We start from the raw sequence: 14,935 nt of genomic DNA, 5'->3' as shown, positions 1-14,935 counted from the left end.
ATGGCGACCATTTCAGGTCGGGAGTAGCGCGGGATCATGGCTTCCTGCTTTCGTTCGTAAGGAATGTTGGCGTTCTAAAGGGGAATGTTGGCGCCCGTGTAGCAAAGACGCGCGGCAATCTCAACGCATGCGTTTCGCAAGCGCGAAACTCGTTGCCAGCAGGCAGACGAGCCCGAGGGGGACGAAGAGCCGCAAACCGAGCACCATGAACTGGTAGACGGAGCTCGCGCCGGTGAAGATGAGCTGGAAAAACCAGATCACAGATCCTCCAGGCGCGTGCCAGCGCGAGTAGAAAACCCGGTAATCCATCGCGAAGAGAAACGCCGTCATCAGGATCGTGCAGGCCGCTAGCGCCACGAAGAAGGCGGCGAACCGCGTTTCGATCCGGCGCTTGTGGGCGAAGAAGCGGCCGAGCATCAGCGCGAAGGGCCAGGCAAGCAGGCCGCCCGCGAAATAGAGGATGGCGAGATCGCCGAGGTGGCTGGTCTCCAGGCCGTTGCGCAGATAGAGCGTGCTCATTGCCGCAGCCAGCATCTGGAGAGCCCAGAGCGGTGCGCCGATGAGCACGGCGGAGTAGGGCGGGTACGCAGCCCGTAGCCGGTCTCCCATCAGCGACACGCCGCTCCCGATACTACGGATATTACTTGGATTGTCCTTCAGCGGCCGTCCGGAGCGCCGAAATCGCCTGCTTGTAGGCTTCGACAGAGCCGCCCTTGAAGATGGCGGAGCCGGCTACCAGCACGTTGGCGCCGGCCTTGCCGATCACAGGCGCGGTTTCGATCGTCACGCCGCCGTCGACCTCGAGGTCGATCGGGCGGTCACCGATCAGTGACTTGGCGGCGGCGATCTTGTCGGCCATGGCGGGAATGAACTTCTGGCCGCCGAAACCGGGATTGACCGACATGATGAGGATGAGGTCGATATCATCCAGCACGTTTTCGAAGACGGAGAGCGGCGTTGCCGGATTGAGGGTGACGCCGACCTTCTTGCCGAGATTGCGCACGGTCTGCAGCGAGCGGTGCAGATGCGGGCCGGCCTCTGCGTGGATGGTGATCCGGTCGCAGCCGGCCTTGGCGAAGGCTTCGAGATAGTCGTCGACGGGTGCGATCATCAGGTGGCAATCGAAGGTGGCGTCGGTGTAGGAGCGCAGCGACTTGATGACATCGGGGCCGAAGGAAATGTTGGGAACGAAGTGACCGTCCATGACGTCGAGGTGGATCCAGTCGGCGCCGGCCGCGGTCACGTCGCGCACCTCCTGGCCGAGCTTGGCGAAGTCGGCGGCCAGAACGGATGGCGCGATGCGGATGGGCTGGGTCATTGTCTCTCTCCGTTGAAGTCGCCTGGGATCAAGCAGGCGTTATTGCGCCGGCGCGCTGAAGGGGACGAATGCCCCGGAGCGCCATTGCATCAGCTGGTAAGGGTTTTGCGACAGCTCGTGGCCGGCGTCGAAGGTGATCTGGCCGAGTACGGTGTCGAAGGGCATGCCGCCGAGATGCTGGGCGACCAGCCGCTCATCGCTTGCCGCCGCCTGCACCGCCTTGATGGCGATCTCGACCGCGGCATAGGCGGGCAGGACATAGCCTTCCGGCTCGATGCCGGCGGCGCGCAGCGCCACACCTGCGGGCGATGCATCAGCGCGGGCGGTATAATCGGGCAGCGTCACGGCCAGCACGCCATCGGCGAGAGGCAGCGGCTGGTCGGCCGCGCGCATGCCGTCGCCGCCCATCAGGTCAAGCGCGATCTTTTCAGCCTTGGCATCGCGGGCGATGATGGAGACGTCGCTGCGGTCGCCGCCGATGAAGACCTTGGTGGCGCCCGCTCTCTTGAGCCGGCGAACGAGTGCGATCTGCTGCTCCTGGCCGGGACGGTATGTGTCGGTGAAGACGGGCTTCAGGCCGTTCTGCTCAAGCGCGTTGCGCACCGCTTCGGTGAGTTCGCGGCCGTGGATCGTGCCGTCCTCGACTAGGGCGATGGGGCTCGATGCCCAGTCGCGCAGGATGACCTCGATAATCTTCGCGGCTTCGGCGCCATCGGCCGGTGCTAGGCGAAACAGCGGCCAGCCGTTCTTCAGCGCATCTTCCATGAGAATGCGGGAGCGCACGGAGACGGTGATAGCAGGGATGTTGGCGTCCTTCAGCTTGGGGAGCGCGCCGTCGAGAGTCTGGCTGCAAAGGAAGCCGATAGCGACCTGGACCTTGGCTGCGATCAGCGCATCGGCAACGGCGCCGCCGCTATTGTCCTCGCAGGGTTCGTTGACGGTGACGATGGTGTCGCCATCCTGGCGGATCTTCGCCTCGGCGCCGGCGACGATCTCAGCGCCGAGTGGCGCGAAACTACCCGTCTGCGGAGCGACGACGCCAATCGTCACGCCGGCTGCATGGCATTCCCCGGCTGCGACAAGCAGCAGCGGCAGAAGACCTAAGCAACGCGAGATAGTCATGAAAGATGCACGCCCCAACCGTTTATTCCTGCTCTTTTATCCGTCCGGAATGGATCGTCAAAGAAAAACGCGCGGATTGGTCGCTTTTCGGCATCGGTTTGTAGAAAAGATAACCTATGACCGTCATAATGCGCGCGAAATGCGTGTGTTCGTGGAGTGAAATTTTGTTGAGCAAGCAACCGATCGATCCCGGCCTTTACAGGGACGCGATGAGCCGCTTTGGCGGGCACGTTCAGTTGGTGACGACCGCGGTCGGCGATCAGCGGCGCGGGGTGACGATCACGGCGGCCTGCTCCGTCTCGGACAGCCCGGCGACGGTGCTGGTCTGCCTCAACAACAGCAATCCGAAGAACGAGATCTTCTTCCGCAGCGGGACCTTCGCGCTGAATACGCTCGGCGCGCATCATCAGGCGCTGGCGGATGCGTTTTCCGGGCGCACGAAGATGGAGGATGGCGATCGTTTCTCGACGGGCCGTTTCGACAAGCTGGTCACCGGCGCGCCGGTGCTGATGGACGCGCTCGCCTCCTTCGATTGCCGGGTGACGGAGATCAAGGAGATGACGACGCATCACATCATCTTCGGCGAAGTCATGGCGGTGCGGTTCGACGAGGCGAAGCCGGCGCTGTTCTACATGAACCGCGATTACTACACTCTGTAAGACGGGCACGATCATGGACGCGGCCGAAATCGAAGAGATGTTTCAGGGGCTTGGCCCCGTCACCATCAAGCGCATGTTCGGCGGCAAGGGGATCTATCACCTCGGCCGGATCATCGCGCTGGAGTTTCGCGGCGACATGCTCCTGAAGGCCGATGACGTCAGTTCGCCCGCTTTCGCCGAGGCCGGCGCCAGCCAGTGGACCTATGAGGGAAAGACCGGCAAGCCGGTGAAGATGCCGTATTGGTCGATCCCCGACGACGCCTATGACGATCCCGATCTGATGGCGGGTTGGGTGCGGCTGGCTTACGAGGCGGCGATGCGGGCGGAGTGACCGGCCGCGCTTTCAAACTTCAATTCTAGAACTGTTCCGGGCCGAGATGGCTGATGGCGGCCGCAGCGAAGGCCGAGAGCGGCTGCGGCAGGTCGTTGCGCGCGAACCAGCCGAAATCCGAAAGCTTGTCAGGCTCCGTCAAGGCAGGCTCGCCGGCGTAGTCTTCGGCGATGTATAGCAGCGAGATCCAGTGCTGGCGGTCGGCGTCGCTGATCACCTCGGTCTGGCCCAAGACGCTGACGCGGCCGATTTCAAGGCCGCTTTCTTCCTCGGCCTCGCGTTTCGCCGCCTGTTCGGCCGGCTCCATATGATCCACCTTGCCGCCCACGATGCTCCAGTGGCCGGCTTCGGGCGCCTTGACGCGCTTGTAGAGGAGGATCTTTCTGTGGCGCAGGATAACCAATCCTACGCCGAGACCCGGAAAATCAATGCCGGGGCTGCCCATCCTGTCAGATCTTGGCGTTTGCCGTGATCAGCATGAACGCAGGGATGTCGTCGCCGAAGCCAACCGGCGTCGGGCCGTCATCATGGTCGCGGTAGCGGCGGCGGTCGCGATTGTCATCATTAGCCGGATAAGGGCGACGGTCGCGAGCATTGTTGTTCTGTCTGTTGTTTTCTGCTTTGCGCTCTTGCTTCACGCTTTCGACCCTTGCTGGTGCGGCTTGTACCGGTGCGGCTGCTGTTTCGATCGTCTCGACGCCATTATCCTCGGCGGCGATATCAGATTTATGACCCGAACGATTTCTGCCGCGGCCACGGTCCTTATCCCGCTCACGGCCGCCCTTGCGACGCGAGCGATCGTCGTCACGGCTCGGCTCGGCCGGCGGCAACGACGAGAGATCGCCATTGTGCCATTCGATCTTCTCACCGATCAGCTTTTCGATCGCGTCGGTGAATTTCTGGTCGCGGCTGGTGACGATGGTAAAAGCAGAGCCTGCACGGCCTGCGCGGCCGGTACGGCCGATGCGATGCACGTAGTCATCCGCGTGGATGGGCACATCGAAGTTGAAGACGTGGCTGACATCGGGGATGTCGAGACCACGGGCCGCGACGTCGGAAGCCACCAGAAGCTGGAGCTGGCCGTCGCGGAAATTCTGCAGCATGGTCGTGCGTGAACGCTGATCCATGTCGCCATGCAGCGCGCCGACGGAGAAGCCGTGGCGTTCCAGCGAACGGAACAGATCGGCGACGTCCTTCTTGCGGTTGCAGAAGATGATGGCGTTCTTCAGCTCCTCCTGGGCGCGGATGAGGTCGCGCAGCGTCGAACGCTTTTCGTAATCCTTGCCATGAGCGGCGACGAAGCGCTGCGTGATGGTCTTGGATGCGGAAGCGGGCTTGGCGACTTCGACGCGTTCCGGGTTCTGCAGGAAGCGGTCGGCCAGCTTCTGGATTTCCGGCGGCATGGTGGCCGAGAAGAACAGCGTCTGGCGGGTGAACGGGATCATCTTGGCGATGCGTTCGATATCGGGAATGAAGCCCATGTCGAGCATGCGGTCGGCTTCGTCGATGACGAAGATCTCGACGCCGCTCATCAGCAGCTTGCCGCGCTCGAAATGGTCAAGCAGGCGGCCGGGGGTGCAGATGAGGACATCGGCGCCACGCTCGAGCTTGCGATCCTGCTCTTCGAACGACACGCCGCCGATCAGAAGCGCGACGTTGAGGCGGTGGTTCTTGCCGTACTTCTCGAAGTTCTCAGCCACCTGGGCGGCGAGCTCGCGGGTCGGCTCGAGGATCAGCGTGCGCGGCATGCGAGCGCGGGCGCGGCCCTTTTCGAGCAGCGACAGCATCGGCAGAACGAAGGAGGCGGTCTTGCCGGTGCCCGTCTGTGCGATGCCGCAAATGTCGCGGCGCTGAAGCGCAAACGGAATCGCGCCAGCCTGAATAGGTGTTGGCACCGTGTAGCCCGCGTCGGTGACAGCGGAAAGCACTTTTTGGCTCAAGCCAAGATCAGCAAATGTCGTCAAAGGGAAAACTGTTTCCGTTCCGGTTCGGCCAGGCTCAGGCTTGAGTCGGCGGGATTGCATGCCGCAATGCAGCGCCACATAGGCTGAAACGGTTGAGAAGTCAAGGAACCGGCGCGGTCTCAGGGTTGTTGAGGTAAAACCACCGTTAGCGGGATCGTTCAGTTTATATAGCTGGCGAGTTTCGTGCCGGCGCTGATGAAGTAGATCGGGTCGACGGCGCGACCATTCTGGCGCACTTCGTAGTGCAGATGCGTGCCCGTGGAGCGGCCAGTGCTGCCGGCGAGACCGATCGTATCCTCGCGACCGACGGTGTCGCCGACCTTGACCAGAATCTCGGACATGTGGCCGTAGCGGGTGGAGATGCCGTTACCGTGGTCGATCTCGACCATGTTGCCATAACCGCCGGTCCAGCCGGCCGTGACCACCTTGCCGGGCGCGGTCGGGCGGACCTTTTCGCCGGGTGCGAAGCGGAAATCGACGCCGGAATGCAGCGCCAGCCGGCCGATGAAGGGATCGCGGCGGTTGCCGAAGGGGCTGGTGATTTCCTTGCCGATGGCGGGGTTCTGGAAGGGCAGCGACGAGGCGGTGTTGCGCACGGTTTCGAGCCGGGTGAGGGCGGTGTCGAGCTGTGCCAGCGAATTGTCGAAGTCGTCGCCGTTCTCGGGCTCGACATAGGGGCCGCCGACGGCGCTGTCGTCTGCGGCCTTTGCGCTCGCTGTCTCGGAGGGCACGCGGATCTGGAAGCGGGTCAGCACGTTGGAGATCGCAGCCGACGCGTCGGTGGCATCGGTCGTCAGCTGGCTGACGCGATCACGCTGGCGCTGCTCGATCCCCTTGAGCGAGAGAGTCACCTTGGAAAAGACGCGGTCGGCGCGGTCGCCCATGGTTTCGCGGGCCGGGACGTAGGAGAGCGTCGAGTTATCAGGCGTCACGTCAGCCGGCGTTGCGTCGCCGGCGAGTTGCCGCTCGATCGCCTGCATCGCGGCGGGCAGTTCGGCGCGCTTGCCTTTGGTCTCAGGCGCATAGGCGGAAGCGGGCGTTTCGGTCTTGGCGTCGAGGCCGGAACTCTCGGCGCGGTCGAGCAACTGGCCGAGCTTGCCGCGGCGCGAGGTCAGCGCCTGCTGCTGCTCCATCAGCTTGTCGACCTTGTCTTCGACCACCTGCTGGTCGAGCAGCTGGCGGGAGGTGACGCGATCGACCTGGGCGCGCAGTGCCGCGATGCGATCCTCGTAGTCATGCTGCATGCGTGCCTGACGCGCCATGGTTGCGCCGATCAGGTCGTCGCGGAGCACCAAGTAAGAGGTGGCGAGCAGGTAGCCGATGGCGAAAACGCCGACGAAGCAGACCGCGATTGCCGCCATCCAAGGCTTGACGGTCAGGTGACGAACCCGATCGCCGCTGGCAAGGATCAGGATATGTTCCTGTTTTTGCTTGCCGAATACGCCGTTCTGCTGTGTGTGCGCCACGGAGAATCTCCCAACTCACGGACCTGCCTGAATTGGGTCGATTACATACTGTTAAGGTTAACAAAGCCTTAGATTTGGCCTTATTCAACGCATGGGCGAATTATTGGAGTTTACTCTCGCTACACTCAAGAAGCGAGATTCTTGACCGCCGTGAGCACGGTTTCGGCGTGGCCCGCGACCTTCACCTTCTGCCAGATCGTCGCGATCGTGCCATCGGGACGGATCAGGAATGTCGTGCGCTCGACACCCATATAGGTGCGGCCGTACATGCTCTTCTGTTTCCAGACGCCATAGGCTTCCAGCGTGGTCTTCTCCTCGTCGGCCGCGAGTGTCACGCCGAGCTTGTGCTTCTTGATGAAGCGATCATGGCAGGCAGCCGAATCCGGCGACATGCCGATGACGGCGGCGCCGGCCTTTTCGAATTCGTCGGCAAGGGCGGTGAAGGCAATCGATTCGGTCGTGCAGCCCGAGGTGTCGTCCTTGGGATAAAAGAAAATAACCAATGCCTTGCCGCGGAAATCCGTCAGCTTCACGCGTCCGCCGCCATCGCGCGGGAGATCGAAGTCGGGCGCGCTGGAGCCGATGCTGAGTTCCGCCATGGGGAAACCTTTCTTTTGCCGGGTTTGTGGATAAGAGGTGATTTGCCAGATATATATTGGACAAATCACCGTCCAGCCAGTCTGGTCCAATCACAGAACAGGGAGACAGGCGAGGCGCATGTCGGCGATCCGCGGCGAGAAGGTTAGATTCCGCAAGAAAGATATCGTCGCGCTGCACGATCTTCCCTCGGCGCGAACGGAAGATCCGCTGATCGTGCATTGCCCGCCGACGCGCTCGCGCATGCGCCGGACCGCGGGGCTTGCCGGCGGCTGCATCGGCGTGCTGATCTTCATTATCGCCGCCATCATCTTTACGGTCGAAAGCGGTATCTTCGACGAACCCTTGTCGCGGCAGGCGCAATCGGCGCTGAATTCGGCGATCGGGCCGCGCTACCGGGCCGAGGTCGGCTCCACGGTCATTCGTTTCACCTCCAACATGCGGCTGGCGCTGGAGGCGCGCGACGTCAACCTGATCGACGAGAAGAGCGGCCAGCACATGTCGACGACGGGCGCCATGCGCATGGCGCTCGATCCGCTGCAGCTCTTCCGGGGACGCATCGCGATCGCGCAGGTGGAGGCGCAGGATATCGCGCTCGACACCGCGCTTCTGCCCTCGGGCGATCCGGTCAAGCTGGACAATCTCAGGATCGACCAGATTCCGGCTGCGATGGAAACGGCGTTCCAGCAGCTGGATATTCTTGACGGTTTCGTTGATCGCGGCGGCACGAAGTCGATCAAGCTCGAGGGGCTCGACATCAAGCTGGCGGACACCGACAACGGGCCGCTCTCCATCGTCGTCAACAGCCTGGTGTTTTCGAGAAATGCTGATCGCGCGCTGCAGCTCGATGGCGAGGTCGCGATCAACGGCCGCGTCACGACGCTGCATATCGGCACCGAAAAGACCGATGGCCGCACTTCACGGCTGACGGGCGAACTTGCCGGCGCCGACCTTGCGCCCTTCACCCTCAAACGCAATGCGATCGGCGAAATCCGCCAGGGAGTCGACAGTCTCGCCGATACGATCATTTCAGCGGAGCGCGGCGGAGAGACGTCCAAGCCTTCGCTTGCCGCTACCGTCAATCTGCAGCCCGGCAATTTCTACATGGACGGCGAGGCGCAGCCGCTGACCGGCGGGCGGGTCAATCTCGCCTATGATTTCACCAAGCAATCGCTGGAGATCGCGCGCTCGCAGCTGCAGTTCGGGCCGACGATCGTGCCCTTCAACGGCGCGCTGATCGACCTCGACAAGATCGACCCGGCCGCCGAAAAGGGTTTTGGCGTCGATCTGCTCGTCAGCGGCGGCACCGCCGCACCCGTCACCTCGGGCGAGCAGCCGCTTCCCTTCGATATCCAGGCGACGGGCCGCTATTTCGTCGGTGCCCGCGAATTGCAATTCCCCAACATGGCGGTGTCGAGCCCGGCCGGGTCGCTCTACGGCTCACTGCATGTGCGCTTCGGCGGCAAGTCGCCCGAGATCAGCTTCTCCGGCCAGTCGCAGCAGCTGCAGACCACGGCCGTTAAGCAGCTCTGGCCGTTCTGGATGGCGTCTAAGGGGCGCGAGTGGGTCGAGCGCAATCTCTATGGCGGCGTGGTCAGCAATGCCTCGATCGATGTCTTCATTCCCTTCGACCGGCTGGAAGAGGCCATCGGCAAGGGGCTGAAGCTGGACGAAAACCAGATCAAGATCGCCTTCGACATTGCCGGCACCCGCATGAACGTCACCGGCGACATTCCGCCGATCCGCGATACCAGCGCGCATTTCGAGCTGGCTGGTCCTAAAGCGACGATCTCGATCAAGAGCGGCAAGTCGTTCTTCCCGTCGGGGCGCACCGTCGATGTCGGCGAGGGCACCTTCATCCTGCCGTCGACCTATGAAAAGCCGCTGATGGCCGAGCTCAACCTGCCGATTTCGGGTGCGGCCGACGCGATCGGCGAGTTGCTGACCTTCAAGCCCATCCAGGTGCTGCAGCGCGCGGGTTTCGTGCCCGAAGACCTGAAGGGCAATGTGACCGCCTCGGTGCAGGCGCGTATCGGGTTGATCGCCTCTCAGAACCCGCCGCCGGTCGAATGGAAAGCGACGCTGCAGCTGCAGGACCTCGACGTCGCCAAGGCGATATCGGGGCGCAAGATCACCAATCTCGATGGCGTGCTGACGGCCGACCCGAAACAGGTGGTTCTTGACGGCAAGGGCGAGATCGACGGCGTGCCGGCGACTGTCAAGCTGGTGGAGCCGACCGACAAGTCCTCCGACATCCAGCCGCAGCAAAGCGTGACGGCGACGCTGAGCAACGATCAGCGCGAAAAGATCCTGCCGGGTCTCTCCGATATCATCGATGGCCCGATCAGCGTCGAGCTCGATCGCATCGACAAGGATCGCCAATCGGTCTCGCTCGATCTCGGCAAGGCGCGGCTCGATCTGCCCTGGATCGGCTGGTCCAAGGGGAGTGGCATCGGCGCCACCGCCGATTTCGAGATTGCCGGTCCCGACGAAAACCTGCAGATCAAGAATTTCGTGCTGAAGGGCGATGGCTTTGGCGCGACGGGCGCGCTGTCGCTGAGCAAGGGCAATCTGCAAAAGGCCGATTTCGACAGCGTGAAGCTTTCGTCGCTCGACAGTTTCGCGATCTCGCTTCGTCGTTCGAAGGGCGGCATGGACGTCTCGGTCTCCGGCAGCAGCGCCGATGTGCGGCCGGTTCTGGCGCGGATCAAGTCGGGCAGCGGCGACAAGGGTGATGGTTCGTCGAAGAACGACGGTGGCATTTCGCTCAAGGCCAAGCTCGACAGCGTCGTCGGCTTCAACGACGAGAAACTGCAGAACGTTCAGTTGACCTACGCCGCGCAGGGCAGCCGCATCCAGTCTCTCAACCTCTCGGGCGTCACCGGCAGCGGCGAGGCCGTTGTGGCGCAGACGCAAGGCAACGGTGTCATCAACATCACCAGCGGCGATGCCGGCGCGGTCTCGCGCTTCGCCGACCTCTATCAGCATATGCGCGGCGGCCTGCTCAACCTTTCGATCCGGCTCGGCGCGGGCGACAATTGGGATGGGTCCATCGACGTCCGCCGGTTCTCGATCGTCAACGAGCAGCGCCTGCATTCGATCGTCTCGACCCCCGTCGGTCAGGAGCAGCGCAGCCTGAACGCGGCCGTCAAGCGCGACATCGACACATCGGCGCAACGCTTCCAGCGCGGCTTCGCCCGTATCTTTTCGAGAAATGGTGTCGTCAGCATCGAGAATGGCGTGGTGCGCGGCGATCAGGTCGGCGCGGTGTTCCAGGGCACGCTGCGCGACGTTCGCGGCAACATGGACATGAACGGCACCTTCATGCCTGCCTACGGCCTGAACCGCCTCTTCGCCGAACTCCCGATCATCGGCATCATCCTAGGCAACGGCACCGACCGCGGCCTGATCGGCATCACCTTCAAGCTGACCGGCAAGCTCGATTCGCCGAATCTCACGATCAACCCGCTCTCGATCATCGCGCCGGGGGTTTTCCGGAATATTTTCGAGTTTCAGTGAGGTGACCGGTTGGTGCCAGTGAATATTCGCAATCGAGGCACATCAGCACAAAAAAGGCCGACGCTTCCGCGCCGGCCTTTTTTGCAATCTTAGCATCTGCCGCCCTCAAGCAGCCGGGCGGATCAGGATGTGTTTCTTCTTGCCGAGCGACAGCTTGATCACGCCGTCGGCGGTCACTTCACCGCCGCCGATGAGCTTGCGCTCGTCGCTGACGGCCTGGTCGTTGATGCGCACGGCGCCGCCCTGGACGTGGCGGCGGGCTTCGCCGTTGGAGGTGGCGAGGCCGGCGCGGACGATAAGGGCGAGGAGGCCGATGCCGGCGTCGAGTTCGGCCGTGGGCACGTCGATCGAGGGGAGGTTGTCGGAAAGCGCACCTTCCTCGAAGGTCTTGCGGGCGGTCTCGGCTGCCTGTTCGGCAGCAGTGCGGCCGTGCAGGATCGTGGTGACCTCGGTCGCCAGGATCTTCTTGACCTCGTTGAGCTCGGAGCCGGCAAGGGCCGAAAGGCGGGCGATCTCGTCCATCGGCAGCGTGGTGAAGAGCTTCAGGAAGCGCGGCACGTCGGCGTCCTCGGTGTTGCGCCAGTATTGCCAGAAGTCATAGACCGGCAACAGGTCGGCGTTGAGCCATACCGCGCCCGAAGCGGACTTGCCCATCTTGGCGCCCGAGGACGTGGTCAAGAGCGGCGAGGTCAGCGCGTAGAGCTGATCGGTCCCCATGCGGTGACCGAGGTCGATGCCGTTGATGATGTTGCCCCACTGGTCGGAGCCGCCCATCTGCAGCCGGCAATCGTAGCGCTTGGCGAGCTCGACGAAGTCGTAGGCCTGCAGGATCATGTAGTTGAATTCGAGGAAGGACAGCGAGTGCTCGCGGTCGAGGCGCGTCTTGACGCTGTCGAAGGAGAGCATGCGATTGACCGAGAAATGACGGCCGACGTCGCGCAGGAATTCGAGATAGTTCAGCGAGCGCAGCCACTCGGCGTTGTTGATCATCAGCGCCGGATTTCCCGACTTGTCGTAGTCGAGGTAATTGGCAAAGCAGCTCTTGATCGAGGCGATGTTCTCCTCGATCGTGTCGACCGTCATCAGCTTGCGGGCCTCGTCCTTGAAGGAGGGGTCGCCGACCATGCCGGTGCCGCCGCCCATCAGGGAGATCGGGCGATGGCCCGTCTGCTGGAACCAGTGCAGCATCATGATCTGGGTGAGGTGGCCGACATGCAGGCTCGATGCTGTCGGGTCATAGCCGATATAGGCGGTCACGGTTTCCTTGGCGAGCAGGGCGTCGAGGCCGGATTCATCGGAGATCTGATGAATGAAGCCACGCTCTTTCAGCGTGCGGAGGAAATCGGATTTGAACTCGGTCATGACCTTTTGCTTTCGGATCAGGATTTTCGGATTGGCTATTGTTGAAGCAACGCGGCGCGTTTAGCACTGTTTTCTCGCACAGTCACCATTTGGTTGATTGGCTCCTTTATTTGTAGATTATCGAGGGACAATGGGGAAAATCCTGACAGCGATCGGCCTGATGAGCGGCACCTCGATGGACGGGATCGACGCGGCGCTGCTTGAGACCGACGGCGAAAACATCATCCGCCGTGGGCCCAGCCTCTACGTGCCCTATGACGACGATCTGCGCGGCCGCTGGAAAGAGGCGCTGCAGACGGCCAAGGCCGTGGTCGAGCGCGGCGACCGGCCGGGCGATCTTGCCGACGCCGAGCGGGTGCTGACGCTCTGCCATGCGGCCGTGGTCAAATCCTTCCTGGCGCGCCATGGCCTCAAGCCTGAGGATATCGACCTCATCGGCTTTCACGGCCAGACCGTGCTGCATCGGCCGGATGCGGGTGTAACCGTGCAGATCGGCGACGGACCGCTCTTGGCGTCGGAGACCGGCATCGACGTGGTCTACGACATGCGGGCCAATGACATGGTGCATGGCGGGCAGGGCGCGCCGCTGATCCCTGTCTACCACGCGGCCCTTTCGGCCAACCTGCCGGATGGTTTCGCGGCGCCTGTTGTCTTCGTCAATATCGGCGGCATTTCCAACCTCACCTATGTCGGAGCCGACGGCGTGCTTTCGGCCTTCGACAGCGGGCCGGGGAACATGCTGATCGACCAGTGGGTCGAGGCGCATACCGGCCGGGCCTACGACCGCAATGGCGAGACGGCCAGCCGTGGGGCGGTGGTGCCGGATCTCGCGCGCCGCTATCTTTCGAGCCCGTTCTTCTCCGGCAATATCAGGCGCTCGCTCGACCGTGGCGATTTCCTGCCGCCGGAAAAGGGCGAGGTGTCGCTGGAGGATGGCGCAAGGACGCTGGCGCATGTGACCGCCGCCTCGATCGTCAAGCTCGCCGATCACCTGCCGCAACCGCCCAGGACATACGTCGTCTGCGGCGGCGGGCGACTCAATCCTGTCATCATGGGCGAGTTCGCGGATCTCGCCGCGGCAAAGGGTGCCCGGGTCGTCTCGGCGGAGATGGCTGGTTTTGACGGCGGCGCCATGGAGGCGGAGGCCTGGGCCTATCTGGCGGTGCGCTCGGTCAACAGGTTGCCGCTGACCTTTCCCGGCACGACAGGCGTTTCGGCGGCTGTGACCGGCGGCGTGATTGCGAGGAAGCCATGACCGATACTGTTATCCTGAAGACACCCCGGCTCGTTTTGTCCATGTGGGGGCAATACGATGTCCATCTGCTGCAATTGCTGCATTCGACGATCGAGACCACTCGCTATCTCTCTGGCGGAGCGCCGTGGAGTTCAGCCAAGGCGCAGGAGCGCTTCATGAGCTTTTTCGCCGAGCAGGCGCGCGATGGCGTCACCAAATACAAGGTCACCAGCCTCGACGACGGCCGCTTCATCGGCCGCGCCGGCTTTTCCCGCTATGGCGGAGATCGCGGCGAGTTCGAGCTCGGCTATTCGCTACGCCACGAGGAGTGGGGCAAGGGCTATGCGACGGAATTGGGGAAGTGGCTGGCGGACTGGTTTTTCGACAAGGGATTCGCTGATCAGTTCATCGCCTTCACGCATCCCGACAATCTGGCATCGCAGCGTGTTCTGACGAAAATCGGCATGCGAAGCCGCATGCCGCTGACCATCGATAACATGTCGTGCCCGACCTTCGAGCTGACCGCCGAGATGCGCCAAGCCTAGCGGACGCGCTTAGCTTCTGTCGGGCTTACGCAGCAGGTCCAGCGCCTTGTCGACTTCACCGCGTCCGCGTTCCGACATCGCTTCGAACGTCTGGCGCGCTTCGAAGTCCCGCACCATCCGCGCCGTCATGTCGCTCAGCAGATCCTCAACGGTTCTACCGGTCTCGGCCGCGATGTCGGCCACCTTCTTCTCGACATCCTTTGAAACCTGAAAACTCAGCGTCGTCATGAATTTCGCTCTTCGAGAAAGACATCAGGCGTGACGGCGCGCAGATCCGGAAACCGCAATTCCCGCTGGCGAAAGTCTCGCTGGTTGACGATTGTAGCGCTGTTTGCCGCAACGGCCAGTTCGAAAACATGGTTGTCGGCTTCGTCGGGAAGATTGGGCCGCCAGAGGTAGAATACTTCCTGCCATTGGCTGCGGGAAACGAAAGCGCGGAGCAGCAGCTGGCGTTCCTCCAGACTCAAACGAGCCGCCTTGAAGAGCGGCTCGCGTTCGATAACATCGAGATATTCCAGAAACAGCGTGACGCCGATTACGGGCGTTAGCTCCCCCGTCAGGCACAACTCGACAAGCCGGCTGGCTGGGCCGTTGCCGATACAAGCGCTTACAAGCACATTGGTATCGACAACGATCCGCATCGTCAGCGGATGCGCTTGGCGGCCGGTTCCGGCACCAGTTCGCCGTTGAGGCGGCGGTCGAGGTAGTCCTCGCATTCGCCCATCAGCGTTTCCACCTGGCCGTTGAAGAAGTGGTTGGCGCCCGGCACCGTGCGGTGGGTGATCAGGATGCCCTTCTGGGTCTTCAGCTTTTCGACC

Annotated in this window: 16 protein-coding genes and 1 pseudogene; 6 read left to right on the top strand and 11 right to left on the bottom strand. The window is 62.7% G+C overall.

Annotated features, from left to right (window positions below):
* Positions 1 to 120: 120 nt before the first annotated feature.
* The 3 genes from B3605_RS21430 to B3605_RS21420 are packed head-to-tail and all read right to left on the bottom strand — an operon-like array spanning position 121 to position 2,440.
* Positions 121 to 609: a hypothetical protein gene (locus B3605_RS21430; RefSeq protein WP_183794636.1), complete on the bottom strand. Its 489-nt coding sequence runs from the start codon at positions 607 to 609 to the stop codon at positions 121 to 123.
* Positions 610 to 640: 31 nt separating this feature from the next.
* Positions 641 to 1,318 (bottom strand): ribulose-phosphate 3-epimerase, encoded by a 678-nt coding sequence (gene rpe, locus B3605_RS21425; RefSeq protein WP_018902216.1) that lies wholly within the window; start codon positions 1,316 to 1,318, stop codon positions 641 to 643.
* A 39-nt stretch (positions 1,319 to 1,357) separates the two neighbouring features.
* Entirely contained in the window at positions 1,358 to 2,440 is a 1,083-nt protein-coding gene (locus B3605_RS21420; RefSeq protein WP_112941601.1) for a branched-chain amino acid ABC transporter substrate-binding protein, read from the bottom strand.
* On the opposite strand from B3605_RS21420, the gene B3605_RS21415 reads away from it, so the two are divergent.
* From B3605_RS21415 to B3605_RS21405, 3 genes are read left to right on the top strand one after another with little or no spacing between them, the layout of a single operon-like run.
* The gene (locus tag B3605_RS21415; protein WP_155947887.1) at positions 2,439 to 2,600 is read left to right on the top strand and encodes a hypothetical protein; all 162 of its coding nucleotides are present in this window, start codon (positions 2,439 to 2,441) and stop codon (positions 2,598 to 2,600) included. The two genes, B3605_RS21420 and B3605_RS21415, sit on opposite strands and share 2 nt — an antisense overlap.
* 4 nt (positions 2,601 to 2,604) lie before the next feature.
* Positions 2,605 to 3,099, top strand: coding sequence for a flavin reductase (locus tag B3605_RS21410; protein WP_112941600.1), 495 nt, complete (start codon positions 2,605 to 2,607; stop codon positions 3,097 to 3,099).
* 13 nt (positions 3,100 to 3,112) lie between these two features.
* Positions 3,113 to 3,430 (top strand): TfoX/Sxy family protein, encoded by a 318-nt coding sequence (locus tag B3605_RS21405; protein WP_112941599.1) that lies wholly within the window; start codon positions 3,113 to 3,115, stop codon positions 3,428 to 3,430.
* A gap of 25 nt (positions 3,431 to 3,455) precedes the next feature.
* Here the strand turns inward: B3605_RS21405 and B3605_RS21400 are convergent, their stop codons facing one another.
* The 4 genes from B3605_RS21400 to B3605_RS21385 all read right to left on the bottom strand — a co-directional run bounded on the left by B3605_RS21400 (position 3,456) and on the right by B3605_RS21385 (position 7,459).
* Complete coding sequence (locus tag B3605_RS21400; RefSeq protein ID WP_112941598.1) at positions 3,456 to 3,875, bottom strand: NUDIX domain-containing protein; 420 nt, start codon at positions 3,873 to 3,875, stop codon at positions 3,456 to 3,458.
* A 4-nt stretch (positions 3,876 to 3,879) separates the two neighbouring features.
* Positions 3,880 to 5,394, bottom strand: coding sequence for a DEAD/DEAH box helicase (locus B3605_RS21395; RefSeq protein WP_018902221.1), 1,515 nt, complete (start codon positions 5,392 to 5,394; stop codon positions 3,880 to 3,882).
* Positions 5,395 to 5,552: 158 nt separating this feature from the next.
* On the bottom strand, positions 5,553 to 6,860 hold the full coding sequence (locus B3605_RS21390) for a peptidoglycan DD-metalloendopeptidase family protein (protein WP_112941597.1): 1,308 nt from the start codon (positions 6,858 to 6,860) through the stop codon (positions 5,553 to 5,555).
* A gap of 125 nt (positions 6,861 to 6,985) precedes the next feature.
* Complete coding sequence (locus B3605_RS21385) at positions 6,986 to 7,459, bottom strand: peroxiredoxin (protein ID WP_112941596.1); 474 nt, start codon at positions 7,457 to 7,459, stop codon at positions 6,986 to 6,988.
* 118 nt (positions 7,460 to 7,577) lie between these two features.
* Here B3605_RS21385 and B3605_RS21380 point away from each other — a divergent pair, with 118 nt between their 5' ends.
* Complete coding sequence (locus B3605_RS21380) at positions 7,578 to 10,976, top strand: DUF3971 domain-containing protein (RefSeq protein ID WP_296435942.1); 3,399 nt, start codon at positions 7,578 to 7,580, stop codon at positions 10,974 to 10,976.
* Between the two features lie 105 nt (positions 10,977 to 11,081).
* On the opposite strand, the gene tyrS is transcribed toward B3605_RS21380, so the two are convergent.
* Positions 11,082 to 12,338, bottom strand: coding sequence for a tyrosine--tRNA ligase (gene tyrS, locus B3605_RS21375; RefSeq protein ID WP_112941594.1), 1,257 nt, complete (start codon positions 12,336 to 12,338; stop codon positions 11,082 to 11,084).
* 130 nt (positions 12,339 to 12,468) lie between these two features.
* Between tyrS and B3605_RS21370 the strand changes: the two genes are divergently transcribed.
* Positions 12,469 to 13,593, top strand: coding sequence for an anhydro-N-acetylmuramic acid kinase (locus B3605_RS21370; protein WP_112941593.1), 1,125 nt, complete (start codon positions 12,469 to 12,471; stop codon positions 13,591 to 13,593).
* Positions 13,590 to 14,117 (top strand): GNAT family N-acetyltransferase, encoded by a 528-nt coding sequence (locus tag B3605_RS21365; protein WP_112941592.1) that lies wholly within the window; start codon positions 13,590 to 13,592, stop codon positions 14,115 to 14,117. The genes B3605_RS21370 and B3605_RS21365 overlap by 4 nt, the downstream gene beginning before the upstream one ends.
* A 9-nt stretch (positions 14,118 to 14,126) precedes the next feature.
* Here the strand turns inward: B3605_RS21365 and B3605_RS21360 are convergent, their stop codons facing one another.
* From B3605_RS21360 to B3605_RS21350, 3 genes and pseudogenes are all read right to left on the bottom strand, one after another.
* Positions 14,127 to 14,345, bottom strand: coding sequence for a hypothetical protein (locus B3605_RS21360; RefSeq protein ID WP_112941591.1), 219 nt, complete (start codon positions 14,343 to 14,345; stop codon positions 14,127 to 14,129).
* On the bottom strand, positions 14,342 to 14,758 hold the full coding sequence (locus B3605_RS21355) for a putative toxin-antitoxin system toxin component, PIN family (RefSeq protein ID WP_112941590.1): 417 nt from the start codon (positions 14,756 to 14,758) through the stop codon (positions 14,342 to 14,344). Before B3605_RS21355 ends, B3605_RS21360 begins: the two co-directional genes overlap by 4 nt.
* A gap of 2 nt (positions 14,759 to 14,760) precedes the next feature.
* Positions 14,761 to 14,935 (bottom strand): annotated as a pseudogene (locus tag B3605_RS21350) (alpha/beta hydrolase); the annotation flags it as partial.

Origin of the sequence: Rhizobium sp. UBA1881, from assembly GCF_002338015.1 — a bacterium.
Classification (GTDB): Bacteria; Pseudomonadota; Alphaproteobacteria; order Rhizobiales; family Rhizobiaceae; genus Rhizobium.
Note: the sequence above shows the minus strand (reverse complement) of the source record. Positions and strands in the feature narration are given on the sequence as shown.